Origin of the sequence: Natrinema amylolyticum (assembly GCF_020515625.1) — an archaeon.
GTDB classification, from domain to species: domain Archaea; phylum Halobacteriota; class Halobacteria; order Halobacteriales; family Natrialbaceae; genus Natrinema; species Natrinema amylolyticum.
On record NZ_JAIWPJ010000004.1, the window covers coordinates 124,851 to 150,437 of the forward strand.

Annotated in this window: 21 protein-coding genes and 1 pseudogene; 10 read left to right on the forward strand and 12 right to left on the reverse strand. The window is 61.0% G+C overall.

Annotated features, from left to right (window positions below):
• Positions 1-3: 3 nt before the first annotated feature.
• Genes LDH66_RS19370 through LDH66_RS19380 form a run of 3 tightly spaced genes read right to left on the reverse strand, consistent with a single transcriptional unit; the run spans position 4 to position 2,569 of the window.
• Positions 4-1,161: a thiolase family protein gene (locus tag LDH66_RS19370; protein ID WP_226482730.1), complete on the reverse strand. Its 1,158-nt coding sequence runs from the start codon at positions 1,159-1,161 to the stop codon at positions 4-6.
• Positions 1,158-1,577, reverse strand: a complete 420-nt coding sequence (locus LDH66_RS19375) for a Zn-ribbon domain-containing OB-fold protein (RefSeq protein WP_226482731.1) — start codon at positions 1,575-1,577, stop codon at positions 1,158-1,160. The genes LDH66_RS19370 and LDH66_RS19375 overlap by 4 nt, the downstream gene beginning before the upstream one ends.
• On the reverse strand, positions 1,574-2,569 hold the full coding sequence (locus LDH66_RS19380; RefSeq protein WP_226482732.1) for a hypothetical protein: 996 nt from the start codon (positions 2,567-2,569) through the stop codon (positions 1,574-1,576). Before LDH66_RS19380 ends, LDH66_RS19375 begins: the two co-directional genes overlap by 4 nt.
• A 524-nt stretch (positions 2,570-3,093) precedes the next feature.
• Between LDH66_RS19380 and LDH66_RS19385 the strand changes: the two genes are divergently transcribed.
• The 3 genes from LDH66_RS19385 to LDH66_RS19395 all read left to right on the forward strand — a co-directional run bounded on the left by LDH66_RS19385 (position 3,094) and on the right by LDH66_RS19395 (position 7,101).
• Positions 3,094-4,242 carry a thiolase family protein gene (locus tag LDH66_RS19385; RefSeq protein ID WP_226482733.1) on the forward strand — a complete coding sequence of 383 codons (1,149 nt, stop codon included), beginning with the start codon at positions 3,094-3,096 and terminating at the stop codon, positions 4,240-4,242.
• Between the two features lie 447 nt (positions 4,243-4,689).
• Positions 4,690-5,766 carry a phosphotransferase family protein gene (locus LDH66_RS19390; RefSeq protein ID WP_425492971.1) on the forward strand — a complete coding sequence of 359 codons (1,077 nt, stop codon included), beginning with the start codon at positions 4,690-4,692 and terminating at the stop codon, positions 5,764-5,766.
• A 192-nt stretch (positions 5,767-5,958) separates the two neighbouring features.
• Entirely contained in the window at positions 5,959-7,101 is a 1,143-nt protein-coding gene (locus tag LDH66_RS19395) for an acyl-CoA dehydrogenase family protein (protein ID WP_226482735.1), read from the forward strand.
• Positions 7,102-7,122: 21 nt separating this feature from the next.
• Here the strand turns inward: LDH66_RS19395 and LDH66_RS19400 are convergent, their stop codons facing one another.
• From LDH66_RS19400 to LDH66_RS19420, 5 genes are all read right to left on the reverse strand, one after another.
• Positions 7,123-7,902 (reverse strand): enoyl-CoA hydratase/isomerase family protein, encoded by a 780-nt coding sequence (locus LDH66_RS19400; RefSeq protein WP_226482736.1) that lies wholly within the window; start codon positions 7,900-7,902, stop codon positions 7,123-7,125.
• Positions 7,903-8,032: 130 nt separating this feature from the next.
• The gene (locus LDH66_RS19405; RefSeq protein ID WP_226482737.1) at positions 8,033-9,388 is read right to left on the reverse strand and encodes an MmgE/PrpD family protein; all 1,356 of its coding nucleotides are present in this window, start codon (positions 9,386-9,388) and stop codon (positions 8,033-8,035) included.
• 198 nt (positions 9,389-9,586) lie between these two features.
• Positions 9,587-9,997: a Zn-ribbon domain-containing OB-fold protein gene (locus LDH66_RS19410; RefSeq protein ID WP_226482738.1), complete on the reverse strand. Its 411-nt coding sequence runs from the start codon at positions 9,995-9,997 to the stop codon at positions 9,587-9,589.
• Positions 9,994-11,169, reverse strand: a complete 1,176-nt coding sequence (locus tag LDH66_RS19415) for a thiolase domain-containing protein (RefSeq protein ID WP_226482739.1) — start codon at positions 11,167-11,169, stop codon at positions 9,994-9,996. Before LDH66_RS19415 ends, LDH66_RS19410 begins: the two co-directional genes overlap by 4 nt.
• 434 nt (positions 11,170-11,603) lie before the next feature.
• Complete coding sequence (locus LDH66_RS19420) at positions 11,604-12,371, reverse strand: IclR family transcriptional regulator (protein WP_226482740.1); 768 nt, start codon at positions 12,369-12,371, stop codon at positions 11,604-11,606.
• A 262-nt stretch (positions 12,372-12,633) separates the two neighbouring features.
• Between LDH66_RS19420 and LDH66_RS19425 the strand changes: the two genes are divergently transcribed.
• Together LDH66_RS19425 and LDH66_RS19430 are read left to right on the forward strand one after the other, a co-directional pair.
• A complete protein-coding gene (locus LDH66_RS19425; RefSeq protein WP_226482741.1) occupies positions 12,634-13,839 on the forward strand; it encodes an acyl-CoA dehydrogenase family protein in 1,206 nt (401 codons plus the stop codon).
• 27 nt (positions 13,840-13,866) lie between these two features.
• Positions 13,867-14,472 (forward strand): MaoC family dehydratase, encoded by a 606-nt coding sequence (locus LDH66_RS19430; protein WP_226482742.1) that lies wholly within the window; start codon positions 13,867-13,869, stop codon positions 14,470-14,472.
• 317 nt (positions 14,473-14,789) lie between these two features.
• On the opposite strand, the gene LDH66_RS19435 is transcribed toward LDH66_RS19430, so the two are convergent.
• The gene (locus LDH66_RS19435; protein WP_226482743.1) at positions 14,790-15,986 is read right to left on the reverse strand and encodes a 3-hydroxyacyl-CoA dehydrogenase; all 1,197 of its coding nucleotides are present in this window, start codon (positions 15,984-15,986) and stop codon (positions 14,790-14,792) included.
• Positions 15,987-16,226: 240 nt separating this feature from the next.
• Between LDH66_RS19435 and LDH66_RS19440 the strand changes: the two genes are divergently transcribed.
• Positions 16,227-17,405 (forward strand): CaiB/BaiF CoA transferase family protein, encoded by a 1,179-nt coding sequence (locus LDH66_RS19440; protein WP_226482744.1) that lies wholly within the window; start codon positions 16,227-16,229, stop codon positions 17,403-17,405.
• A 53-nt stretch (positions 17,406-17,458) separates the two neighbouring features.
• On the opposite strand, the gene LDH66_RS19445 is transcribed toward LDH66_RS19440, so the two are convergent.
• Both LDH66_RS19445 and LDH66_RS23315 read right to left on the reverse strand, forming a co-directional pair.
• On the reverse strand, positions 17,459-18,235 hold the full coding sequence (locus tag LDH66_RS19445) for an SDR family NAD(P)-dependent oxidoreductase (RefSeq protein WP_226482745.1): 777 nt from the start codon (positions 18,233-18,235) through the stop codon (positions 17,459-17,461).
• 427 nt (positions 18,236-18,662) lie between these two features.
• A pseudogene (locus LDH66_RS23315) lies at positions 18,663-18,948 on the reverse strand (transposase domain-containing protein); the annotation flags it as partial.
• Positions 18,949-19,350: 402 nt separating this feature from the next.
• On the opposite strand from LDH66_RS23315, the gene LDH66_RS19450 reads away from it, so the two are divergent.
• Entirely contained in the window at positions 19,351-20,190 is an 840-nt protein-coding gene (locus LDH66_RS19450) for an enoyl-CoA hydratase/isomerase family protein (protein ID WP_226482746.1), read from the forward strand.
• Between the two features lie 91 nt (positions 20,191-20,281).
• On the opposite strand, the gene LDH66_RS19455 is transcribed toward LDH66_RS19450, so the two are convergent.
• Complete coding sequence (locus LDH66_RS19455) at positions 20,282-21,856, reverse strand: long-chain-fatty-acid--CoA ligase (RefSeq protein WP_226482747.1); 1,575 nt, start codon at positions 21,854-21,856, stop codon at positions 20,282-20,284.
• A 99-nt stretch (positions 21,857-21,955) separates the two neighbouring features.
• Between LDH66_RS19455 and LDH66_RS19460 the strand changes: the two genes are divergently transcribed.
• The 3 genes from LDH66_RS19460 (at position 21,956) to LDH66_RS19470 (ending at position 25,580) form a co-directional block, all read left to right on the forward strand.
• On the forward strand, positions 21,956-22,753 hold the full coding sequence (locus LDH66_RS19460; protein WP_226482748.1) for an enoyl-CoA hydratase/isomerase family protein: 798 nt from the start codon (positions 21,956-21,958) through the stop codon (positions 22,751-22,753).
• Positions 22,754-22,827: 74 nt separating this feature from the next.
• Positions 22,828-23,964, forward strand: coding sequence for an acyl-CoA dehydrogenase family protein (locus LDH66_RS19465; RefSeq protein WP_226482749.1), 1,137 nt, complete (start codon positions 22,828-22,830; stop codon positions 23,962-23,964).
• Positions 23,965-24,224: 260 nt separating this feature from the next.
• Complete coding sequence (locus LDH66_RS19470) at positions 24,225-25,580, forward strand: ABC transporter substrate-binding protein (protein ID WP_226482750.1); 1,356 nt, start codon at positions 24,225-24,227, stop codon at positions 25,578-25,580.
• The last annotated feature ends 7 nt before the right edge of the window (positions 25,581-25,587 follow it).

Below are 25,587 nucleotides of genomic sequence, written 5' to 3' on the forward strand. Positions count from 1 at the left end.
CGACTACCGTTCCAGAATGTTCACGCAGGAGACCGCTCCGGTCGCGTTGCGGCCGATACCGATGTTGTGTTGCATCCCGACTTCTGCGTCGGGAACCTGTACGTCGCCGGCTTCGCCTCGTAGCTGTTCGAAGATTTCGGCGATCTGTGCGACGCCGGTGGCCCCGATCGGGTGCCCCTTCGAAAGGAGACCTCCGGAGGGGTTGACCGGCTTCTCACCGTCCAAGTGGGGGATGCCGTCGTCGATAAAGGCACCGCCCTCGCCCTGTTCACAGAAGCCGAGGTCCTCGTACGTGATCAGCTCGGTAATGGAGAAGCAGTCGTGGACCTCGGCGACGTCGATGTCGTCGGGACCGTAGCCCGATCGCTCATAGGCCATGCTCGAGGCCTGTCTCGAGGCCGGGAAGTTCGTCAGCGCCAGATCGTCGCCGCGCATGAACGAGTCGGTCGAGAGCCCGTAGCCGGCGACTCGAACCGGCGCGTCGGTGAACTCGCGGGCGCGCTCGTCGTTGGTCACGAGCACCGCACACGCGCCGTCGGTCACGGGACAGCAGTCGTAGAGGTTCAGCGGGTACGAGACCGTCGCCGAGTCCTTGACGTCGTCGACCGAACACTCGAACTGCTGGTGGGCGTGGGGATACTTCGTCCCGTTCTCGTGGTTCTTGACGGAGACCTCCGCGATCTGTTCGCGGGTAGTCTCGTACTGGTCCATGTGGCGCGTCGCTCGCATCCCGAAGAACGCGGGCATCGTCACACCGCGCCCGCGCCAGACGCGCTCGAGGGCGGCACTGCCGATGAGTCCCTCCGTCGAGTCGAGCATTTTCTCCGCGCCGATGACGAGCGCGACTTCGACATCGCCGGCCTTGACGGCCTGAACGGCGTTTCGGAAGGCGTCACTACCGGTGGCACAGGCGTTGACGATCTGGGTCGCCGGCTTCTCGAAGAGACCCGTGGCGTGTGCGACGGAAGCGCCCGAGGATCCCTCGTTCGCGATGTCGAGCGTCCCGTACCAGATCGCGTCGATGTCAGCGGTCGGGTTGATGCCGTGATCGACGCTCTCGACGAGATCGAGGTACGCCCCCTCGAGGAGGTCGTCGAACGACCACTCGTACTTCTCGCCGAAGTCGATGATGCCCGAGCCGACGACGTGTGCGTCGGTCATCGTTTCACCTCCCGGGGAACCGAGAACTTGAAGGAGTTGATCGGCCGCTCACCGTCGTCGAACAGTTCGCGGAACCGGGCGACGACCTCGGTCCCGACCGACAGCTCGTCGAGGTCCGTCTCGGTCAGCAGGCCGTAGACGCGAGCGGATTCGCCGGAGCCGTCTTCCTGTGGCAAGTCGACGATCGCTAGTGGCTGTGGCACCTCGATATCGTCGGGAAGGTACTCTTGGACGACGAAGGTCTTGATCTCGCCCCGCTCGGCGAGTTGCACCTCTTCGAACGTCGCCGGTGCGTCGCCACAGCGTTTGCACGTCCGCTTTTCGTCCGGAAACGACACGTAGCCACACGACTGGCACTCGAATGCCAGCAGGCGTTGATCTTGTTCTCTGGTTCGGTGATATCGTGGTCCACTCATGCGTTTGGCACCCCCTGGTAATCGTATCGCTCGCGGTACTCGAGGTGCTTGGTGTACGGAACGTACTCCTTGGCCTCGAGTTGCTCCGAGACGGTCAACCCGTCGGGGTCGTTCGCTCCGTCGGCAACCGAGACGACGAAAGCGTCGGCACCACCCTGGCCGTAGGCGACGGCACCGATCGTCGAGCCCGGGTCGACGGATTCGATCGCGTGCGCCAGATCGAGCAGCAGCGTCGCCGTTCCCGCGTAGCCGACCTCATTGAACGTCGACACGCGTTCGGCGTCGATCGGCTCGAGCGCCGTTCGGGCGAGCCGGAACCCGGGAGCGCTGGCGACGCCGTACTCGGGATCGGAGTCGGCCTCGGCTCGGTCGAAAGCCGTCGACACCGCCGGTGCGACGCCCTGACGCCGTTCGAACCGGGCGTCGCCAGCGGTAGCTGATTCGCCGTGTTCGCGGTGACGTTCGAGGAACCCCGTGGTCGCCTGGCCGATCGCGTCGATGGTCGCCATCGGATCGTCGCGTTCCGGTCGGAGAACGAGAGCGCCGGCACCGGCACCCATCGTCGACTCGTCATCGCCGCCGGATTCGACGGGCATGATGTCGACTGACGCGACGACGACAGGCTCGTCGGTCGCGCGAACGTACTCACAGGCCGTCGCCAGCGCGTCGGCCGCCGCACGGCCGCTGGCCTGGAAATCACCGGTTCGGACGTCGGTCGACATATCGGCTCTGTACGCGATTTGAGCCGCGATGCCGTGTTCGGCGAATTGGTCGCTAATACTCGCCGTAAATACCGCTGCAACGTCCGCAACAGACGTTTTCGATCGCTCAAGGGCTGTCGTCGTCGCCTCGCTCGCCATCGTTACGTGGTTTTCGTCGCGAGCGGGAACCGCACTCTCACCCTGTCCGCGGCCGCCGTGTTGGGCAGCGATGTCGCTGCGATCAATTCGATACAGCGGAACGTAGCCGCCAGCACCGTCAATTACAACCATCGGGTCGACACCTCCGTTGGTACATCATGATGGAATCAACGTGTGGTGTGACGACAACTGACATAATAAGTGTACGGGTCTCTGGAGAGACGGTTGCGTTAGCATCTCGAAGACGGGTCATCCGCATGGTGAGAACCCATACTGTGGCGTCGTAGACGAAACTGTTCGATTGATTACCTATAGGAAAGTGTCGATGGATTCGGAGAATTCGATGCCGGATTATTGTAGTGGGACCGTTTACTCGAGTCTGATGGCACGCTGATAATGAGTCGAGTTCACGTGTCACACTAAAATTCGGCCAACTATAATTAACACCCTTAGGGTGTTATTCAGATATTGGTCCACGTATTCGCTCCCTCGATAAAAAAGGGATGAATTGGCCATATTGTATAAGGTATACAAAGAAGCTCTAGTTGGTTGGTTTCAGTCACCTAACGATTGAGTTAGAGGTCCGAATTCGGCGAACTGGAGAGACACGCGAGGGGAAAGGTATTAGCATCTGACCGACGATGTGAAGGACACACATGAAAGACGCAGTTATCGTCGACGCAGTACGAACACCGTTCGGCAAACGAGACGGATCCTTCCGGGACACCCATCCACAGGATCTCGCTGCAGAACCCCTGACGGCGCTCCGCGAGCGCAACGGTTTCGAGCCCGAAACGATTGAAGACGTCATCTACGGCTGTGTTTCGCCGGTCGACGAGCAGGGACTCAACATCGCTCGACTTGCTCCGATGGTCGCCGGCTGGGGTGACGTGGTTCCGGGCGTCCAGCTCAACCGGATGTGCGGATCGGGCCAGCAGGCAACGAACTTCGCGGCAGCCAATATCATGGCCGATCAGCACGACGTTCTCATCGCGGGCGGAGTCGAACACATGACGCGGGTCCCGATGGGCTCCGACGGCGACGGCGTTACCGACACGTACTTCGAACACTTCGACGAACTCACGACCCAAGGTGAAGGAGCCGAACGAATCGCCGAGGAGTACGACCTCTCACGGGAGGCCGTCGACGAAATCGCCGTCGACTCCCAACGCCGCTGGGGCGAAGCCTGGGAGGAGGGCCGATACGACGACCAAGTCGTGCCCGTCGAGACCGAACTCGACGGCGAGGAGATCGTCGTCGACAAAGACGAGCATCCCCGACCCAACACCGATCTCGAGACGCTCTCGAACCTACCGCTCTCATTCCGCGAGGAGGGCGACGGCGTCCACCATCCAGGCAACGCCTCGGGGATCGTCGACGGTTCGAGCGCGCTGTTGCTTGCGAGCCAAGAGGCCGCCGAAGAACACGGCTGGGAGCCGATGGCTCGCGTTGTCCAGACGGAAGTCGTCGGCGTCGATCCCCTGACGATGCTGAAGGGACCGATTCCCGCGACCGAGCAAGTGCTCGAGAAAGCCGACATGGATATCGGCGACATCGATCTGTTCGAGGTCAACGAGGCGTTCGCCTCCGTCGTCGGGGCCTGGCTCGAGGAGACCGGTGCGTCGTGGGAGGATACAAACGTGAACGGAGGGGCGATCGCCCACGGGCACCCGCTGGGTGCGACCGGGGCGATGTTGCTGACCAAACTCGCTCACGAACTCGAGCGCACCGGCCAGGACACTGCGCTATCGACGATGTGTATCGGCTTCGGTCAGGGCGTCGCGACCATCCTCGAGCGCGTCTGAAACGCCGATAGCCGGTACGGACTCGATTTCGGTAACGAGATTCGACGCGGTCACCAGTGCCTTCGAGGGGACACAGCCGTAATTGAGACACGTTCCGCCGATGCCGTCTCGTTCGCCGAGCGTGACGTTTCGATCGCGTTGTGTAGCCGAATCGAACTGGTGCACCCGCCCGGCCTACCGCCGATTACGAAAACGTCGGTTGCTGCATGCACAGACCGTCGTCCGACTACCGAATCGTGATACCGTAGACCGTCCCCTGTCACGGTCAGTGTTCGACGCTGTTCTCCGTTTAGTTCGTTCCCCCTCCTGGTCTTTCGACTAATGCAGGTATCACCCGACGGTGATTTTCAATGACGGGGCGAGTCGACGAACAGGGGACCCCAATCTACTTAACCAAATTGTCCGTATCTTCGGTAGTCATGTGGTCGCAACCTCCGACTGAAAACGGTGATCAGCGTGTCAGATAACGATCGGTATCTGGACAGGCTCGTCGACGAAGGTGCGTTACGACGGTATCTCGAGGACGTGCTCGGCGAAGCCGAGTCCGTCTCGGTCCTCCGCCACGACGAAGGCCATTCGAACGAGACGTTGTTCGTCGAGTGGGACGACCGGGAGTTCGTGGTGCGTCGGCCACCCGCCGGAGAAACCGCAGACACGGCTCACGAGGTTCTCCGGGAGTATCGAACGATCGACGCCCTACAGGAGACGGCAGTACCGGTTCCGGAGACCGTTATCGCGTGCGAGGACGAGTCGATAATCGGCAGCGAGTTCTACGTCATGGTTCGAGAAGCGGGAGACGTCCTCAGAGACGCGGAACCCGAACGGTTCGCGACGCCCGAGTATCGGTCCCGGATCGGCGAGGAATTAGTCGATGCGCTCGCGAGCATCCACTCAGTTGACTATGAAGCGGTCGGACTGGGCGACTTCGGTCGACCGGCCGGATTCACCGAACGGCAGGTCGACCGATGGCGACAACAACTCGAGTGGGCGTTCGAGGTAACAGAAAACGAGCGCGAAGTACCCGAACTCGAGGCGATCGGTGACTGGCTTCAGGAACACGTTCCGTCGAGCCACGCCCACACGCTGGTTCACGGGGATTACAAACTCGACAATGTGCTGTTCGAACCGGGCGTCCCGCCGCAGCTGGGTGCCATTTTCGACTGGGAACTCTCTACGCTCGGCGACCCCCTCACCGATCTGGGGTGGATGCTACTCTTCTGGCATGATCCGTCGGACCCGGAACCCGCGATGCCGGAACTGATGGGGACGTTCATGGCTCGAGAAGGGTATCCCACTCGAGACGAACTCGTCGAGCGATACGAGCGACAGACCGGCGTCGAATTCGAAAATCGTCGCTTCTATCAGGTTCTCGCAGCGTACAAGATGGCCGGACTCGGCGAGATGTTCTTCCGGCGGTATCTCGAGGGGAACTCGGCAGATCCCTTGTATCCGAAGATGGAAGACGGCGTGCCGCTTCTCGCTGAACAGACGCTTGCACTCATCGAGGGCGAGAATCGCCTCTGATGGCCACCGAGGCAGGAAATATGGGGGAAAGTAGGGAGACGAACGCCATCGGTGAGCGGGTGTAAATCGCGTCGACATCCGGATCGAAATGTGACGATTAAAATAAATAAAATATGATCTATCGGCGTCATTCTCCGAGTGTCGCCTGACTAACCAGAACCCTTTACTTGGGACCGGGTGACACATACGGTAATGCTATCCCTCTCAGCGGAACAGGAGTTGGTCGTATCGTCACTCGAGGATCTCGCCGCGTCGGAGTTTGCCGACGCCGCGTTCTCGTGGAACGGGGACCTCCCGATAGAGAACATCGAACTGCTCGCCGACCGCGGTTTTCTCGGATTGAATATCGCAGAGGAGTACGGCGGCGGCGGGATGGGTGAATTCGAAGCGATGCTCAGCATCGAAGCGGTCGGACGGGTCTGCCCCGACACGGCCGAGTACCTCTACAACCAACAGATGGTCGCACCCCGAGCGATCGAAATGTTCGGCTCCGAAGCCGTCAAAGACCGATACCTCCCGGGCGTCACCGCTGGTGACGAAAGTATCGCGGTCGCGATTTCCGAGCCGCAAGCCGGATCGGATGTCGGGGCGATGACCACCCGCGTCGAAGCTGCGGACGGCGACCTCGTGTTGAACGGGGAAAAGGTATGGGTGAGCAACATTCCGCACGCATCGGCCGTCGTCGTCTGGGCGAAGTTCCCGGACGGACACGGTTCGGTGGTCGTTGACCTCGAGGACAACGAGGATCGGGTCGAGATCGAACAACACTACACGAACATGGCGGGCCACACGCAGACGCAGTTCCGCATGCACGACATCGTCGTCCCTGAGGAACACGTGCTGACTCGAGGGAAGGGAGGGTTCAAACAACAGCTCCAAGCATTAAACTGGGAGCGTCTCGGGAGCGCAACGCTCGCGAATACGATTGCGCGATGTGCACTCGACAGGGCGTTGGAGTACGGCCAGCAGCGCGAGCAGTTCGATCAGCCGATCGCGGACTTTCAGGGGATCGAGTGGAAGCTCGCGGATATGGTCAAAGAGCTCGAAGCGTCACGGTCGCTGACGTACCGAGCAGCGATGAACGCGGAAGAACAGGGTCGAATCCCGGACCGTTTGGACGCCTCGTTGGCGAAACTCTACTCCGGCGAGATGGTCGAGACAGTGGTCAGCGAGGCGCTGCAGATCCACGGTGCAAACGGCTACCAGCAGGGACACGCACTCGAGTACCTCTACAGACTCGCCCGCGGCCGTCGGCTCGCGGCGGGAACCGACGAGATTCAGAAGAACCAGATCGCGGCGGCGCTCAAACGTGACGGGCTTCCGTCGCTGACCTAAACCGAATCCCCTCTCATCGAGTCAGGAGGTGTACTCCCGGTCGTACTCGGGCTCCCGTCCGTCGCTGAACGCTCGAACCGCCTCGACGTGTTCCTCGTCATTGACACAGTTCCACTGGTACTCGATCGCGCGTTCGCAGTGTGTCTCGAAGTCCTGTTGTGGGTCGACAAGTTGTTTCGTCTGCTGGACCGCTGTGGCGGGAAGGTCGCGGACCGTTTCGGCGAACTCCCGCGCGGAAGCCAACGGGTTGCTCGAGACGCCCGCGGCGAGTCCGAGTTCCTCGGCGGCGTCGGGCGTGATGTCCTTTCCGGTCAGCAGGTACTCGCGGGCTTTCGCCTCCCCGATGAGTCGCGGCAGTAGCCACGCACCACCGTCGCCCGGAACGAGACCGATCCGAACGAACCCCTCTCGGAGGACGGCGTCTTCCCCGACGTATCGAATGTCGCAGGCGAGCGCAAAGTCACATCCGGCGCCGATCGCGGGCCCGTTGACGGCTGCGACGGTCGGCTTCCGCATACTCCGGAGCTGACGAACGACGTTCTGGACGCTCCACAGGTACGCGCCGTACTCCTCTTTCGACAGCGAACTCCAGTCCGGCATGCTCTCGACATCGGCTCCGGAACAGAAGCCGTCTCCGGCCCCGGTGAGGACGACAGCGTACGCCTCGTCGTCGTCTCGAGCCCGTCGCAGCGTCTCGTTCAACTCGAGGATCATCTCCCGGTGGAACGCGTTGTAGACCGCCGGCCTGTCGAGCGTGATCAGTGCGTATCCGTCTTCGCACTCGTATTCTACGTCGGACATGGTAGTGAGTTACTCACACACTACCTATCAGGCCGCCGTGGCTTCAGTCCATCGCTCCATCTTCCGGCCGTAGCGTGATCCTCGAGAGAATCAGCGATCGGGTCGATCCTCGCGGCCGGACAACCAGCGGCTAGAACCGTGCTAGAAGATCTGCAGTGTCGGAGACGTCGCGCAGCGTCGTGAGCGACTCGAGCGTCGGTTCGACCGCGTCGAAGCCACTGGCGTAGTCGCCGCACATTCGATACTTCTCTCGAAGTTCCTCGAGGGAGAGCGGTTCGGCGTTCGTTCCCGGGGGTCGCTCTTGTGTGCGTTCGTACTCCGTCCCGGACGCCGTCGAGAGGGTAACCGTCGCGGCGTTCGAATCGTACTCGAGACTCGAGTCGACACTGAAGGACGTGCATTCGCGGACGCGCTGGACGTCGGGGTCGTTGATCCGCTCGTCGTCGAACGCTGTCAATCCGACGTGACCGTCGACGAGCGCGCAAGCGACGACGTACTCCATCGAGAACTTGGCCTCGAGTCCCGTCGACGGATCCGCGTGGTGGAGTGCGTCCTCGGCGCCCTGAGACGCCGTGACGTGAACGTCATCGATGGTCTCGGGGTCGATATCGTGTTCCTTCGCGAGTTCGGCCGCACCGTAGATCGCAGCGTGCGTGTAGTAGCAGCAGGGATACTTCTTGACGTCGATGCCGTCGGACAGCAATGCCCACTCCGACCCGGGGGTCGGGAACCGCTCGAGGTCCGGGTCCTCGCTACTGTAGAGATCGAGAAACCCGCGGTCGCCGGTAATTGCAGCCGAATCGGCGGTGACGCCCTCGGCGGCGAGCAACGCTGCGGTCGTCCCCGACCGCGCGGCCTGGCCCACGTGAACCGGTTTCGTCATCGAACCGAAGTTGCGTTTGAGACCGGCTGGCATCGAAGCGGCGATATTCAACGCGTGGGCGACCTCTTCGGCCGAGAGTTCAAGGAGACGGGAGACGGCCGCTGCGGTGCCGAAGGTGCCGACCGTGGAGGTCGCGTGCCATCCGTCCTCATAGTGTGTCGGACTGATCGGTCGTGCGACGTAGTGCTGTGTCTCGAATCCGGCCGCGTAGGCGGTGATGAGTTCCGCCCCCGTGGCGTTTCGCCGTTCGCCGACGGCGAGGAGTGGGGCGACCATCGGCACGCTCGGATGGCCGTCCATCACCGACAGTGCGACGTCGTCGAAATCGAGGCAGTGTCCGGCTGTGGCGTTGACGAACACTGCATCGGACAGTGGCAGCGAGTCGTCGGTGCCGAGAACGGTCGTTTCACCGCTGTCGGATCCGACTGCTGAGATGATCCGTCGTGCGGTGTCAGTCGCGGAACCGGCGAGCGTGACGCCGACGGTATCGAGAACGGCGCGTTCGATCAGCGAAACGGCTTCGTCCGGAACCCCGTCGAACGACACCGACGCGACGAACGTTGCAAGGTCCGAACACGGATCAGTATCGGCTTCCGTCGTCATAGTTTCACAGGTGTGAGTGCCGTGCATATAGTTTCTCCTCTCGAGACGGCAGTCCGTTCGAATAGATTAATTAATACAGCTATCGGACTCAAGTAGCGATCCCGATCGGAGACGACTGGCAACGGGTACCTGTTCGGCCACCGGCAGCGTGTTCGTATGGCGGAATAGTATGCATATCAAGTCGTACCTACGACCGGTTTACTCCTCGAGCGGGACGAACACCGGGACGGCAGCGTCCGCCGACTCGAGCGGAACGAATCGGACCTCAACGCGGGTTCCGATGTCGACCGCACCGGGTTCGCAATCGAGGTTTGTCAGCAGTCGAGGACCCTCATCGAGTTCGACGTACGCGACGATCAGCGGCAGATCCTCCTCTGGCCAGCCACTCATCGTTCGGGTCACCGAATAGGAGTAGACGGTTCCGGTGCCGGCCGCCTCTCGCCAGTCGACATCGTCGCCGAAGCAATCGGGGCAGTACTCGCGAGGATAATGATAGACGAGGCCACAGTCGCCGCATTCTCGAACGAGTAACGTCTCGTCAGCGGCGGCCGACCAGTATCGCTCCGTTTCAGGGTTGATCTCGGGAGCGGGGCGTGGCTCCCAACTCATCGGTCTTCACCTCCCAGAACGACCGTCGCAGCGCCGTGACGGGTCCCGATACTGCCGCCGGTGCCGTGGGCGAGCGCGATATCGGCATTGACCTGCACTTCGTCGTTGGCGTCGCCGCGAAGCTGTCGAACCGCTTCGATAACCTTCGTCATCCCGCCGCGATTTGCCGGGTGATTCGAGCACAATCCACCGCCGTCCGTATTGAACGGCAACGCGCCGTTCGGAGCTTTGAGCGTCCCCCCTTCGACGAACGATCCGCCCTCGCCCTTCTCGCAGAACCCGAGGTCCTCGATCGCCTCGAGAACGGTGATCGTAAACGAATCGTAGATCGACGCGTAGTCGACGTCCGTCGGTTCCAGCCCCGCCTCGTCGAACGCTCGGCTACCGGATTCCTCGGCGGCGGTCCGCGTGAGATCGATTCGCCCGGCCCGGTGGTGGCCGACCGACTCGCCGTGACCGAGCACTTCGACGCACTCGCGCTCGAGTCGGGATCGGACGTCCTCGGAGACGACGAGCAGTGCACCGCCGCCGTCGGAGATGACACAGCAATCGAGCAGGTGTAACGGGTCGGCGACCACGCGCGAGGAGACGACATCCTCGACGGTCACGGGGTCCTGATACATCGCGTGTTCGTTGAACTGTGCGTGGTGTGACGCGGCAACCCGGATTTCAGCGAGTTGTTCGGCCGTCGTTCTGTATTCGTGCATGTGTCGCTGTGCGGCCATGCCGTACATGCCGATGTTCGTCGCGCCGTAAATACGCTCGAAACTGTCCTGTGCCGTACGAATCGCTCGAGCCCCGGATCCGGTCGCCTGTCCTCGCGACCGCGGTCTCCCGGCGAGCGTGATGAGCGCCACATCGCAGGTTCCATTTCGAATCGCGGCGACTGCGTGGCCGACGTGACTGATATACGAGGAACCCCCGAAGTCGGTCGTGTCGGCGTAGGACACGTCGAGGCCGAGATAATCGGCCATGATGAGCGGCGGCAGCCCGCTCTCGTACTCCGGCATCCCTGCCGTAAAGTACGCGTCGATCGCGTCCTTCTCGAGGCCGGCGTCCTCAAGTGCGCCGCGTGCCACCTCCGCATGTAATTGCATCGTCGATTTGTCCGGTGCCTCTCGCGTCGGGTGTTCGTACGCGCCAGCGACATAGACTGGTGACTGTGTTGCCATCGGTTGACGATTAGCACATACCTACCTAAGTTTTTACGTGCCGCCGCATCCGTACTGCGTCCGCACTGCACCACCCACCGTGGTATTCGAACATGCAGAACAGAAGAACGATGAAGGAATGCGCCTGTCAGGTGTCGCTACCGGGTACTGATCGAACAACTAGCGATAACCTATCGTCACACGCCCTCATACACCTATTGAGGTGGGTTTCAGTAATAGATTTTTGTTCGAGTAATTCGAACCCCATCAGTCTCTCTGCAGGGAAGTACAAACCTATCCTTTACTAAGATATGCTTGTAAGTGAATTCGGGGCAGTAGTCTACCTACGATCATCGATGGCCGTGCCCAGTGTGGCCACTGGATACGCTGGTGTCCGTCGAAGACGTAGAGAGAAAAGACCGAGTACAGTCGACAAATAGGATGATCTCGAGCAGCTACGAATACTGAATGTTGAGTTCGAGTTCGTTGGCTGTCCCCAGCAGAAGGTTCGGGAGCGTCTCCTCGAACAGGGTGCCCTGAAAACGATGGGTCGGTCCCGAGACGCTCAACGCGCCGAGCGGTTCGCCGTCGGCGTACTCGACGGGGACACCGATCGCTCGAAGTCCATTAGTGTTCTCTTGATCGTTGATACTATATCCCTGTTCGCGAATCTCTGCTACCTCTGCCCAGAGTTGATCGTCGCTGGTAATCGTTTCATCAGTCAGCGATCCGAGCCCACGGTGATCGATGATCTCTTCGATGCGTTCGTCCGATAGGCTCGCGAGGATCGCTTTCCCGGCTGCGGTCGCGTGAATCGGGATTCGCTTTCCGATTTCGGAGTCCGTTCTGACGGCTCGTTCGCCGACTTCCCTGAATACGTACACGCCTCTGCCGTACTCCTCGACGATAAACTGCGATCGTTCTTCGGTCTCTGCAGCGAGATCAGCGACTTTCTCTTGGGCCAGTTGATACGCGTCCGAACGGGTTCGCGTCTGTTCGCCAAGTTCGAGGAATCGCAGGCCGGTCCGATAGACACCGTCTTCCTTGGTAACGTACTCGAGGTCCTCGAGCGTTGATAGATGACGGTGGATGGTACTCTTCGCGAGGTCCAGTTCGTCGGCGATTTCGGAGAGGGTAGCGCCATCCCACTCCTTGAGCAACTCGATGAGCTCGAAGGCAGTTTCGGTCGTTTTGACGCGTCCACGGTCGTTATTTCCGCCCATACTCGTTCTTCTCGTTGGGACCTCATTAAGCGTTCCGGATATTCGAATAGCCTGGTCATGACGCATCTTTCGAGACGACGCTATACTCCCGGTATCGGGCCCAGCAACGGACACACGCGATACGAGTCAAAAACACACAGTGTAACGTTCCGCATATTCGTATGCCGATGCGGTGAGGCCGCTCTACGACGTGACGAGTCGAGTCGCGCCCAATCGTCGATCCGTCCATATGTTTTATGTACAATCTCGTCCGTGTGTCGGTATGGTTCATTCGTGGCGGGACAGCGTTCCGCTGTCAGACGAACAGACGCTCGTCCGGGATAGTATCCGGGATATCTGTGAGGAGTTCGATGCGGAGTACTGGCGTGAGAGAGATATCAACGAAGAGTACCCACAGGAGTTCGTCGACACGCTCAGCGAGTACGGCTGGATGGGGATTCTCATCCCAGAGGAGTACGGCGGAGCAGGCATGGGAACGCCAGAGGTTGCCGTCATGATGGAAGAGATCGCCGCGAACGGCGGCGGGTTCAGCGCTGCACAGGCGATTCACGGCGGCATCTACAACAGCACGCCCATCGTAAAGTACGCTGACGAAGAACTCAAAGAAGACCTGCTGCCCAAGGTCGCCGACGGCGATGTTGCCATTCAGTCCTTCGGACTCACGGAGCCAAACGCGGGATCCGATTCGACGTCGATCGAAACGAGTGCGGAACGAGACGGAGACGAATACGTCATCAACGGCCAGAAGATTTGGATCTCACGAGTCGACGCGACAGACTATCTCGTGTTAATGGCCCGAACGACCCCGCGCGACGAGGTCGAGAAACGAACCCAAGGTATCTCGATGTTCCTCGTCGACATCGAGGAAGCCTACGCCCAGGACGCCCTCGAGATTCAGCAGATCCCGAAGACCGCAAGCGGCTTCGTCCACTCCTACGAGATGTGGTTCTCTGACCTCCGACTGCCGGCGGACCGACTCATCGGCGACGAAGGGCGCGGCTTCTATCAAGTCTTGGACGGACTCAACGAGGAGCGACTGGCTATCGCGGCCGAATGCGTCGGTCTCGCGGAGGTCGCGCTCGAGCGCGGTGTCGAGTACGCGAACGAACGGGAGGTGTTCGGCTCCGCGATCGGCTCGAATCAGAGCGTTCAGCACCCGCTCGCGGAGGCCTACACCGAGACTCTGGCGGCGAAGCAACTCCTGTACGGTGCCGCCGAGACGATCGAGACTGCTAGCCAGAAGGAAACCGGCGCGATGGCAAACGCTGCGAAGTATCGGGCGGCCGAGGCCGCCTTCGCCGCCGCGGACGCCGCGGTCCAGACCCACGGCGGGTTCGGCGTCGCTCGCGAGTACGACGTCGAACGCTACTTCAGGGAAGCTCGACTCACGAGGATCGTCCCGATCACCCAGCAGCTGGTCCTCAACTATATCAGCGAGAACGTGCTGGGACTGCCCCGCTCGTACTGATCGACGGCTACTCCGGAACCCATACCCATGACAAACGACACTGCCGAAACCGACGAAACCGAGGCATCGACAGCGAAACGGCTCGTAGAGGGATGGCACGGTCGCTATTACGAGGACTTCGAGGTCGGCGACGTGTACAAACACCCCTTCGGCCGCACCGTCACCGAGACGGACAACGTCTGGATGACCAACGTGACGATGAACCTCAATCCGATGCACTTCAACGAGGCCTACGCCGCGGAGACGGAGTTCGGCGAGCGCCTCGTCGACGGCACCTTCGTCATCGCCCTGGCCGTCGGCATGAGCGTCATCGACGTCTCGGTCAACGCGACGGCGAACCTCGGCTACGACGACATCCGCCACCACAGTCCGGTCTTCCACGGAGACACCATCTTCGCCGAAAGCGAAGTGCTCTCGAAGCGCGAACTCGAGTCCCGCGACCATGTCGGTATCGTCGAGACCGAATTGCGGGCGTACAACCAACACGGCGACCTCGTGCTCAGTCTCGAGCGCACGCCGATGGTGCTGAAACGCGAACACGCCGACCCCTCCGCTGCGGAGCCGCCGGGCTGGCCTGAGGGGATCGGTACGCAACCCGACGAGACGACTGACGGCACCGGCTCTGACGACTAGCGGCCGCTGCTTTTCGGCGGGTACGGACGCGTTTGACGGCGAACCGGTGCCGCGAGCCATTGCTCGACGATATTGCGTGCCGAGAACCTGTGCGTCGACCGTCATTCGTCGTCCTCCACCTCGGTGTCGCCTCTGTACTTCGCGGGCATCGTCGCGGTCAGCAGACCGGTACCTTCGCTTGGAACTACTCAGGTTTCACGCGACGAGTTGACTGAAAACATTACTCGCGACTCGGAATCGAAGGGGACTGAAATGGTTCGTCGAGGTTCGAAAAACACGTTGAACTTCGGTGTTACCGAACGTCATCGCTCCCTCGATCAATAGAACGTTTCGTCGTTCTTCGCCTTCTCGACGAGCAGCTCGCACGGCAACGTTTCGGCGAGCTTGTTCGTGTCCTCGTGACGACTGGCGACCTCGGTCAGTTTCTCGAGGATGACATCGGCACCGACTTCGTCGGCTTTCTCGAGGGGGCCGACCGGCCAGTTGCCGCCGAGCCGTGCACCGGTGTCGACGTCTTCGACACTGGCGACGTCGTTCTGGACCATCTTGGCGGCTTCGTTGACGATCGGAGCCCAGACGAGCAGCGTATCGAATCCCTGTCCTTCGCCAACCGAAATCTGTGGCTCATCGCGCTCGTCGTAGTCGTAGTAGCCGGCGTCCGCCTTGCGCCCGTACCGACCCTTATCGTACAACTGGTGGAGAATGGGACACACTTCCGTATCGTAGGACATCGGTCGGTCGTCCTCGAGGTGATCCTGCTCTCCCTCGACACGAATCTGGATGCCGCCGGTGAAGTCGGCGAGTTCGAACGGTCCCATCGGGAATCCTTCCTTGTACTTCATCGCGGAGTCGATCTCTTCGATCGAGTGTTCGCCCCGATAGACCATCCAGGCCGGGCCCTCGCCATAGGGGCGCATCAGCCGGTTGACAATGAACGAAGGGATGTCCATCTTGCAGCGAATCGGCGTCTTGTCGAACGACTCGATAAGGGCCTCGGTGGTGTCGCCGACGCTCTCAGGTGCGTGTTCGGTCATGATAACTTCGACCAGATCCATCAGCATCGGCGGATTGAACCAGTGAGTCCCGACGACCTGTGACGGCCGATCGGTCACTTCGGCGAGTTGGGTGATATTGAGTCCCGACGTGTTCGTCGAGAGGATCGCGTCCTCCGGTGCGACGTCGTCGAGGTCCTGAAAGATGTCCTCCTTGACCGCCTGCTGTTCGACAGCCGCTTCGGTCACGAAGTCCGTGTTCCCGGCCGCTTCCTCGAAGTCGCTCGTGAACGTAAGTCGGTCCATCGCTTCGTCGATCTCCGTCTCCGTCGCGGCCCCGTTCTCGACTGACTTCTCGTACGACCACTCGATCTGCTCCTCGGCTTCCTCGAGTTGCGACTCGTCGATGTCGTTCACGTAGGTCTCGTACCCTGCCAATGCGGCGACGGCGGCGATCCCACGGCCCATCTGTCCGCCTCCGACGACAGTAATGGTATCGATAGTATCGATAGTGACTACCATACGTCAGTGATATCGAACCCGCATGAAAAACGTATCGCTCGATTCTCGTGACTACCGTCGACAGGAACACGGCGCGGTCGGTCGGAGCGGACGGAAGTTCGCTATCCGGTACAAATATGTGATACGGGGAGGAAGCATTCCTATGGTAGTTCGCATCAAGCAACGCATACGTACTGCGTTATCGAGGATAACTCGCGGTCACAGGGCAAGCAGCAGTCGAACCCGAGAATTCGTCCACGTATGCTCGCACTAGACGATATTACCGTCCTCAGCCTCGAGAGCGGCGTGAGTGCACCGCTGTGTACTCGCATGCTCGGCGACTTCGGCGCCGAAGTGATCAAGGTCGAACGGCCTAACGTCGGCGACGTCAACCGTCACTGGGACTCGGCCGTCTACGGCGATTCCTCCGCCCACGTCTGGGTCGACCGGAACAAACTGAGTATCGAGCTCGACTTGAAGTCCGACGAGGGATCGGAAATTTTCGCCGAGCTCGCCGCGGAAGCAGATATCGTCGTCCAGAACTACGCGCCGGGCGTCGTCGAACGGCTCGGCGTCGGCTACGAGACGGTTTCGGCGTACAACGACGACGTCATCTACCTGAACATCTCGGGTTACGGCCGTAGCGGTCCGTACAGCGACCGAAAGGCGTACGACCTCGTCATGCAAGGTGAAACCGGATCGATCCTGATGAACGGCTCGCCGGACGAGCCGGCAAAAATCCCGATCAGCATCTGTGATATCAACGCTGCAACCTACGGGACCATCGCGACGTTACTTTCGCTGTTCCACCGCGAACGTACCGGGAAGGGCGAAGAGATTGACGTGACGATGTTCGGCGGGATGCTCTCTTGGATGGGCTACTTCCCGCACAAGTACTGGCACAACGACGAACTCCCCGAGCGGGTCGGCATGCGCCACCACTTGATCACGCCCTACGGTCCGTACGAAACCGTCGACGAGCAGTATATTAACTTCGCCATCCTCAGCGAGGCCCACTGGAAGGCGTTCTGCGTCGACGTCATCGACCGACCCACCCTCCTCACCGACGAGCGGTTCGAGACGAACGAAGATCGGATCGCCCACCGGGAGACACTCGAGTCCGAGATCGAATCGATTCTGCGGAGCGAACCCCGCGATTACTGGGCGGACCGACTCGCCGAGTCGGGCATTCCGTGGGGCGACGTCAACGAACTCGACGAGGTGTTGGACCACCCCCAGACCGAGCACCTCGATCTCGTGAAGGAACTCGAGACCGAAGACGGTCCGATCCCGTACGTCGACAACCCCATCTCGTTCGGCGATCTCGAAACGACCGGCGAACCGATGCCGGACCTCGGCGAACACACCGAGGAGATTCTCGAGGCGATCGGCTACAGCGACGAGGATATCGACGAGCTCCGATCGAAAGATGTCGTATAGGTTCCGGCAGCGTTCTCGCGGTCGTCTGCCGATCAACACGAGGCCAGTTGCAGCTATCCGCGGATATAGCCGCCGTTGACGCTCACCACTTCAGCGGTAATCCAATCTGCGGCGTCGCTCGCCAGGAAAGCGACGGTGTTGGCGATATCCTCGGGCTGGCCGAGCCGGTCGAGTGCGTACGATTCAAGCACTTTGTCGCGGTACTCGTCGAGCCAATCTGCAGTGGCAGGGGTCTCGGTCGTCCCGGGTGAGACGACGTTCATCCGGATCCCGTGTTCGCCAACTTCCTTGGCGACGTTCATTGTGAACGCGACGTTGCCGGCTTTTGCGCCACCGTAGACGGCGAGAGACGGATCGTTTCCTTTGTAAGAGTCGCTGGCGTAATTGATGATACAGCCGCTCTCTTGGTCGATCATGTGTGAGAGCGCGGCGTGGGTACAGTTCATCGTTCCGAAGTAGGTGACTCCGACCGACCGCTCCCAGTCCTCGGGCGTCGACTCGAGAAACGACGACGTTCGCGTACTCAGTCCAGCATTGTTGACGAGGATATCGATCGAACCGAACTCGTCGACGGTGGTGTCAATCATTTCGACGGCGTCATCGTACGACGAGACATCCGTTTCGATCGCAATGGCTCGCGTCTCGTACTCGTCTTCGATAGCGTCCGCCGTTTCTTCGGCACCCTCAATGTCTACATCGGCAATGGTAATGTTCGCACCCATGGCAGCGAAGGTCTCACAGACTGCTTGGCCGATTCCGCTCGCACCACCAGTGACAGCGACACCCTCATCTGTAAAGTCGAACTTATCCGCAAGTGAATTTTTGGGCATGTTTGCTCTGTTCCGTCGCATCACACATAAGCGTACGGGCGCCTACCTGTTGGAATCGAAAGATTTCAGTCCGGATTAGCAACGGCGACCGACTGCATCCGCTGGACGTCGTATCATCTGATGAGTAGTTTCTCCAAGTCAGTTGGGCGTGAAGGAATGGAAGAATGGTACCGAACGGCATCGATGTAAAACAGCGGCGTCGATACCCGATATTGTTCGAGAGACAGGAGCTACATTTCGGAAGAGGGATCAAACGTACTGACCTGTTTTACAGACTTGAAAGATATATTTTTGTACCAATATAGAAAAATAACTGGAAAGTGGTGTAACGTCCACAGTGACCTTCTGCAGTAGCAATGTTTCAGCGGTTGCTGGATCGGTTCCTGGAATAGTATGGGAAATTATGATTATGGCATATTATTTCCTAAAATAGATTTTCAGCCGCGTTCCGAGTTCCATGTTCTTCGTATCGAAATCGGAGTCCGTGATCGTGAAGTGCAGTTTTGAGCCACGGTGCTGAATCGACGAAAAACACGGCGTCATCAATGTCGTGTTTCTGCCGAAGTTCAGTGAGAAACATCGAGATTAGTGCTATCTTTCCCGTTGAATAGAGCCTTATGTGAAGAAATTCGCTGGTTTCCGGATCGAGATCAGTGTACAGCCAGTAGCGCTGATTATCGAGTTGGATCCCCAGTTTCGTCGATCGCAATATGATCCGACCGGTCTCATCTACCGGCTATAGATCAACCTTTTATAATTATTATGAACTGTTGAGAAACTCGTTCGGTACAGAATATTTCCATTATAGAAACAATATCTGAAAGTGATAACATAGAGGCAGACGATTTCTGGCACGAACTACCAGCAAATCGCACCGCCATACCCTTCATTCTAATCTGAGGTACTGGGTCGTCGAACGATTCGACCGTTACGTACTCCGGACTACCGAATCCGGTGAACGCTGCAGTTCGCTCGGACGCCATCGGTATATAGGTCCCGTCCAGCGGAGACGGAACAGACGCAGCGGGCCGATGGGGTGCGGCGCGCCATCATCGCGGGACGCAGTCTCGACAGTTGCGGAAAGCGTTTTATCGCCGGGTGAGAGTCAGTACCACATGCCATCGACCGTCGACTATACCGTCGATTCGCATCGAGCGGCCGCGCTCGTCACACTCGACCGTCCCGACTCGCTGAATACGCTGAACGACCGCCTGATCGAGGACCTGTGCGACGCGATCGCTCGAGCGGAGGCCGACGACGAGGTGAGAGCGATCGTCCTTCGCGGCGCGGGTGACGAGGCGTTTTCGGCCGGCTACGACATCACCCCAGCGGAGGAAGATGGGGAGGAGGAAGACTCCGTTCCGTCGGTCGACGACCTCCTCGACGAGTTCGACGCCGCGACCGATCACGTCCACGCCGTCTGGGAGTGTGACACGCCGGTGATCGCCGCTGTCGACGGCTACTGTCTCGCCGGCGGGAGCGACCTGGCGATGGCGTGTGACCTCGTGATCGCGACCGAGGAGTCGGAGTTCGGCTATCCAGGGCTGCGGATGGCCGGCGTCCCGCCGACGCTCGTCTACCCGTTCGTGATGAACCTCCACGAGGCGAAGGAACTGCTCCTCTCGGGCAAGATCGTCGACGCGCAGCGAGCGTCGGAGTTAGGGATGGTCAATCGCGTCGTTCCGCGGGATCGACTCATGGCGACGGTCTTCGCGGAGGTCGAGGAGATCCGGAAGATGCCGGGCACCAACGTTCGCATCCTCAAACAGGTACTCAACGGTGCCGCGGAGATGCAGGGCGCAAAGCCGATGTTCAGGTTCAGCGAACTGTTCGACGCGCTCGGCCACCACACGGAGTACGGCAAGGAGTACTACCGCATCGCGGCGACCGAGGGGTTCGATGCGGCGCTCGAGTACATGAACGAACGAAACAAGGGAACGAGGCCACCCGAGTAACCGGAACAAGGCCGCCCGAGTGACCGGAGCGAGGGAACGAGGCCGAGCGAACGACCGGACGCGGGTGCTCGTATCGCACTGCCGACCGCACTCAGTCCTCGTCGCGGAGCTTGTACTTCTGGATCTTTCCGCTCGGGTTCTTGGGGAGGGCGTCGCGGAACTCGTACCGTCGCGGCCGCTTGAACTCGGCGAGGTCGTCGCTCGATCGGCAGAAGTCGTCGAGGTCGTCCGCGGTCAGGTCGCCGTCCGGAACGACGTGCGCAACGACGCGTTCGCCCCACTGGTCGTCTTCCTCGCCGATCACCGCGACTTCGGCGACGCCGTCGTGCTGGTAGAGGACGTTCTCGACTTCGGTCGGGTAGATGTTCTCGCCGCCGCTGATGATCATGTCGTCGATCCTGTCGACCAGGAAGAGGTAGCCGTCCTCGTTGAGATAGCCCGCGTCGCCCGTGAAGAACCAGCCGTCGCGGATCGCGTCCGCCGTCTTCTCCGGCAGGTTCCAGTACTCGTCCATCATCGGCGGCCCCTGCAGGATGATCTCGCCGGTCTCCCCGGTCTCGACGGTGTCCATCGGCGTGACGGGATCGTTCGGGTCCTCGTTCTCGGTGGGCTCGACGATCCGGACCTCGTGATTCGGCGCGGCCCGCCCGACGCTCTCGAGATGCTCCCGAACCTCGAAGGGGAGGATGAACGTCGCGCACGGCCCCATCTCCGTCATCCCGTAGGCCGTGGCGTAGTCCTCGGTGAACGTCTCGATACACTCCTCGAGCAGCGACGGCGGCATCGGGGCGGCACCGTAGACGCCGAGTTCGAGCGACGAGCCGTCGAACGACGCCATCTCGTTCGACTCCTCGAGCAGTTGCCCCCAGATCCGCGAAGCGACGAAGAGGTGGGTCGCGCGCTCCTCGTCGACGACTTCGAGGGCGCGTCGCGCGTCGAAGTCGTGGAGGATCACGGACTTCGCGCCGAGGTTGATCCGCGTGAGCAGTCCGCAGTTGAGTTCGGCGTTGTGGTACAGCGGCATCGCCGAGATTCCGACGTCCGTGAAGTTCAGCCCCATCTGCCCGGCGTAGAGCATGTTGTGGTACGTCGCGTCTCGATGGGAGTGGACGACCCCCTTCGGTCGGCCGGTGGTCCCGCTCGTGTACATGATCGCGTACTGGTCCGTCGAATCGACCGAGACCGGCGGCGTCGACGCGTCGGCGCGCTCGAGCAGGTCGTGGAACCCGGCGGCGTAGTCGGGCGTGCGTTCGACGTCGTCGTCGACGTACACGTACTCCTCGACCGTTCCGAACTCGTCACGGCCGCTCTCGACCGTTTCTCGCGTCGCTTCCTCGAAAACGAGGACTGTCGACTCGGAGTCGTCGAGGATGTAGCCGACCTCGCTGGGCGCGAGGCGGTAGTTTATCGGATTGAAAACCGCACCGGCCCGAAGGAGACCGAACAGTGCGATAGCGAACTCCGCGGAGTTGTGGAGCAACAGCGAGACGCGGTCGCCGCGTTCGACGCCGCGCTCTCGGAGCGCGTTCGCGAACCGATCCACTCGGTCATCGAATTCGGCGTAGGTCAGGCGGACGTCCTTTCGAGGGTAGACGATCGCCTCCCGATCGGGATACTTCCGCGTCGTCCGCGACAGCGTCTCCGGTAGCGTGGGAAGGTAACCCATACCCGTCCGTTTCCGTGATCAGCGTGTTAGCTCTTTCGTCCGCAACGCGCCGACCGCCACGGGGTTTTATAGGGGGAACCGACATCTATTCGGGCGGACATGCAGGAGTACGAAAACCTAGCGGTGACGCTCGACGACGACGTCCTCCGGATCGCGATCGACCGACCGGACGCACTCAATGCGGTGAACGCCCCGCTCCACACCGAACTCGCCGAGGTGTTCGACGACGCCTACGACGCCGACGCGAGGGTGGTCGTGCTCACCGGGAACGGCGACGCGTTCTCCGCCGGCGGCGACGTGAACTGGATGAAAGAGAGCGTCGAGGAGCCCGGGAAGTTCCTCGAGACGGCCCGTGAGGGCGAGGAGATCATCGAAAGCATCGTCAACCTCGAGAAGCCGGTGATCGCGAAGGTAAACGGCGACGCGACGGGACTGGGTGCGACGCTCGCGCTCTTCTGTGACATCGTCATGATGAGCGAGGACGCGCGGATCGGGGACCCGCACGTGAACGTCGCGCTCGTCGCCGGCGACGGCGGGGCGGTCATCTGGCCGCTCCTGACGAGTCTGAACAAGGCGAAGGAACTGCTGATGACCGGCGAGTTGCTCTCCGCAGAGGAGGCCGAGGACCTCGGACTCGTCAATCACGTCGTCCCCGCTGACGAACTGGACGACGCTACCGACGAGATGGTCGAGAAACTGGCGACGGGGCCCCAGACTGCGATCAGATACACGAAGAAGACCCTGAACAGCTGGCTCGAACTCGGAAACGACCTCGCGCTGACGAAAGGCATCGCGCTCGAGGCGGCGGCCCAACAGCATCCCGATCACGAGGAAGCCGTCGAGGCGTTTCTCGACGGGCGACGGCCCGAGTTCCCGAGCGGCCGCGACCGCGAGTGACGCCGATCCGACGGACGAGGAACAGAGACGAGACCGAACGGCGATAGACGACACCTGACCGACGATACCAGCCAATGACGACAGCACTGACAGCGGAACACGAGGCGATTCGCGACGCGGTTCGCGAATTCGCGGAGACGGAGATCGAACCGGTCGCCAGAGAGTACGACGAGCCCGGCGCGGTACAGTTCCCCCGAGAGGTCTTTCGGGACGCCGCCGATCTGGACTTTCTGGCACCGCACTATCCCGAGGAGTACGGCGGTGCGGGGATGGACTTTCTCTCATCGGTCATCGTCCACGAGGAGTTCAACCGCGCGGATCCCGGGATCGGGACCGCCGTCCTGACCGGCAAGTTCGGCACCGAAATGCTCCTCGAGTACGGCGACGACTGGCAGAAAGAGGAGTTCGTCCGGCCGGTCCTCGAGGGCGAGGCCGTCTGCGGCACCTCGATCAGCGAACCGGACGCGGGGAGCGACGTCGCCGGGATGCGGACGACCGCCGAGAGGGACGGCGACGAGTGGGTCCTCAACGGGAGCAAAACGTGGGCGAGCAACAGCCCAGTCGCGGAGTTCATGATCGTCATGGCGAAGACCACCCCCGATGCGGGCCACGGCGGGATCAGCGCCTTCATCGTCCCGACCGAGACGGACGGGTTCGAGATCGGCAACGATATCGAGAAGATGGGGCTTCGGGCGAGCCCGACCGCCGAGATCGACATCACGGACGCGCGGATTCCCGAGGACCACCTCGTCGGCGAGGAGGACCGCGGCTTCGCGCAGTTGATGGAGTTCTTCAACGAGAATCGGATCCTCGTGGCGGCGAACGCGCTCGGTGCCGCCGCCGGGGCGTTCCGCCACGCGTTCGAGTACGCCCACGAGCGCGAAGCCTTCGGGCAGCCGATCGGGGACTTTCAGGGCCTCCAGTGGAAGCTCGCGGATATGATAACCGGGATCGAAACCGCCCGCTCGACCACCTATCGGGCGGCGGCCGAACTGATGGCCGGCAACGATCCGCGGCGACTGGCCTCCATCGCCAAGTACTACACGAGCGAAATCTGCGAGGACGTCTGCTCCGAGGCCGTCCAGATTCACGGCGGCTACGGTTACACGCGGGAGTTCCCCGTTGAGAAGTTCTATCGGGACTCTCGAGTACAGAAGATCGTCGAGGGGACGAGCGAGATCCAGAAGAACATCATCTACGATAGTCTCTAACGGCCGCAGTACGTCCGCGAAGGACGGAATACCGGTCCACAGTGGCCCGGCCGCTCGCCACTGTGACCGAGCGCGTCGGAGCAGACGGGATCGATCCGCTACCGGCGAACCGAGCGATCGGAAGAGCGAGAAGTATCGACTGATCGATATAACCGATCGGTGGTGTCAGCGGCGTCATACCACGTCTACCGCGATTTCATAACTATTATTATAGAAAGAGATATAAGGGAACCTCCGGGATTTACTGGTGGTCGATACCAATGAGCAATGAGTCCAACGAGCAGACTCGCTACGGCAGTGGCATCTTCGATCGAACGGATCGCCGAACCGTCCTACGGACGATCGGAGCGGGGGCAGCGGCCACGTCGGTCGCGGGGTGTCTAGGCGGCGGTGGTAGCGGAGATACGATAAAGATCGGGCACATCATGGCCGTCGAAACGGACAACGGTCTCGGATCGGAGCGGTCGGCGCAGTTAGCCGTCGATCAGCTGAACGAGAACGGCGGCATCCTCGACCAAGACGTCGAACTCGTGACGGCCGACTCTGCCGGGCAGCCCTCCGAGGCGCACTCCGCAGTGACGGAGATGATCAGTCGGGAGAACATCCAGATGCTGGTCGGGACCATCGTGAGCGAAGTCGCGCTGTCACTGGTTGACTTGGCGTCCGAGAACGACTTGCCCTTCATGATCACCGGTGCGGCGTCGCCGCGTATCTTCGCCGAAAACCACGCACAGAACTACGATCAGTACAAGAGCATCTTCCGGCCCGGACCGGTCAACTCGATCAAACAGGCCGAATACCTCGCGGAGTACGGCCAGTTCCTTAGCGAGGAACACGGATGGGACACGATGGCCGTCGTCTCCGAGGACGCCGCTTGGACGCAGGACATCACGGACATTACCGCGGGACTCCTCGAGGATAACGGAATAGACGTTTCAGTCAACGAGCGGGTCGCGCTGGATACGAACGACTGGACGCCGATCCTGGATCAGGTCGAAAGCTCCGGCGCACAGGCTATGATCGGGGCGCTCTCACACATCCCGATCACCGGCATGACCGCGTCCTGGTCGCGAAACGAGTACCCGTTCTCCGTCGACGGCGTCATGATCGCCGCGCAGTCGCCGCAGTTCTGGTCCGACACCGACGGCACCGCGGAGTATCTGTCCACGGCGACGGCCGCCGCGGACGGGTTCGCGGACATCACGCCGAAGACGAGCGAGGTCATGGACGCCTACCAGGCCGAGTACGATTCGCGGCCGACGACACCGACGTTCGTCGGATTCATCACCCACGACGCGATCAATCTCTACGCGGAGGCCGTCGAGCGCGCGGGCACTGCGAATCACCAGGAGGACATCGACGCGATCGTCGAAGAGTTGCAAGCGACCGACTTCCAGGGATCGTTCGGACAGATTCAGTTCCAGGGCGAGGACGACGAGTACCCGAACGACGTCTATCCGGGCGAAAGCGCGGGCGACGAGTACGCGCCGTTTACCGTCACGCAGTGGCAAACGGCGGAAGAGGGCGACGGAATCGGCGGGACGGACGGTACGAAACGCTGCGTCTGGCCCGAGACCTACCAGAACGGTGACCATCAGCCGCCGTCCTGGATGTAATCACTGA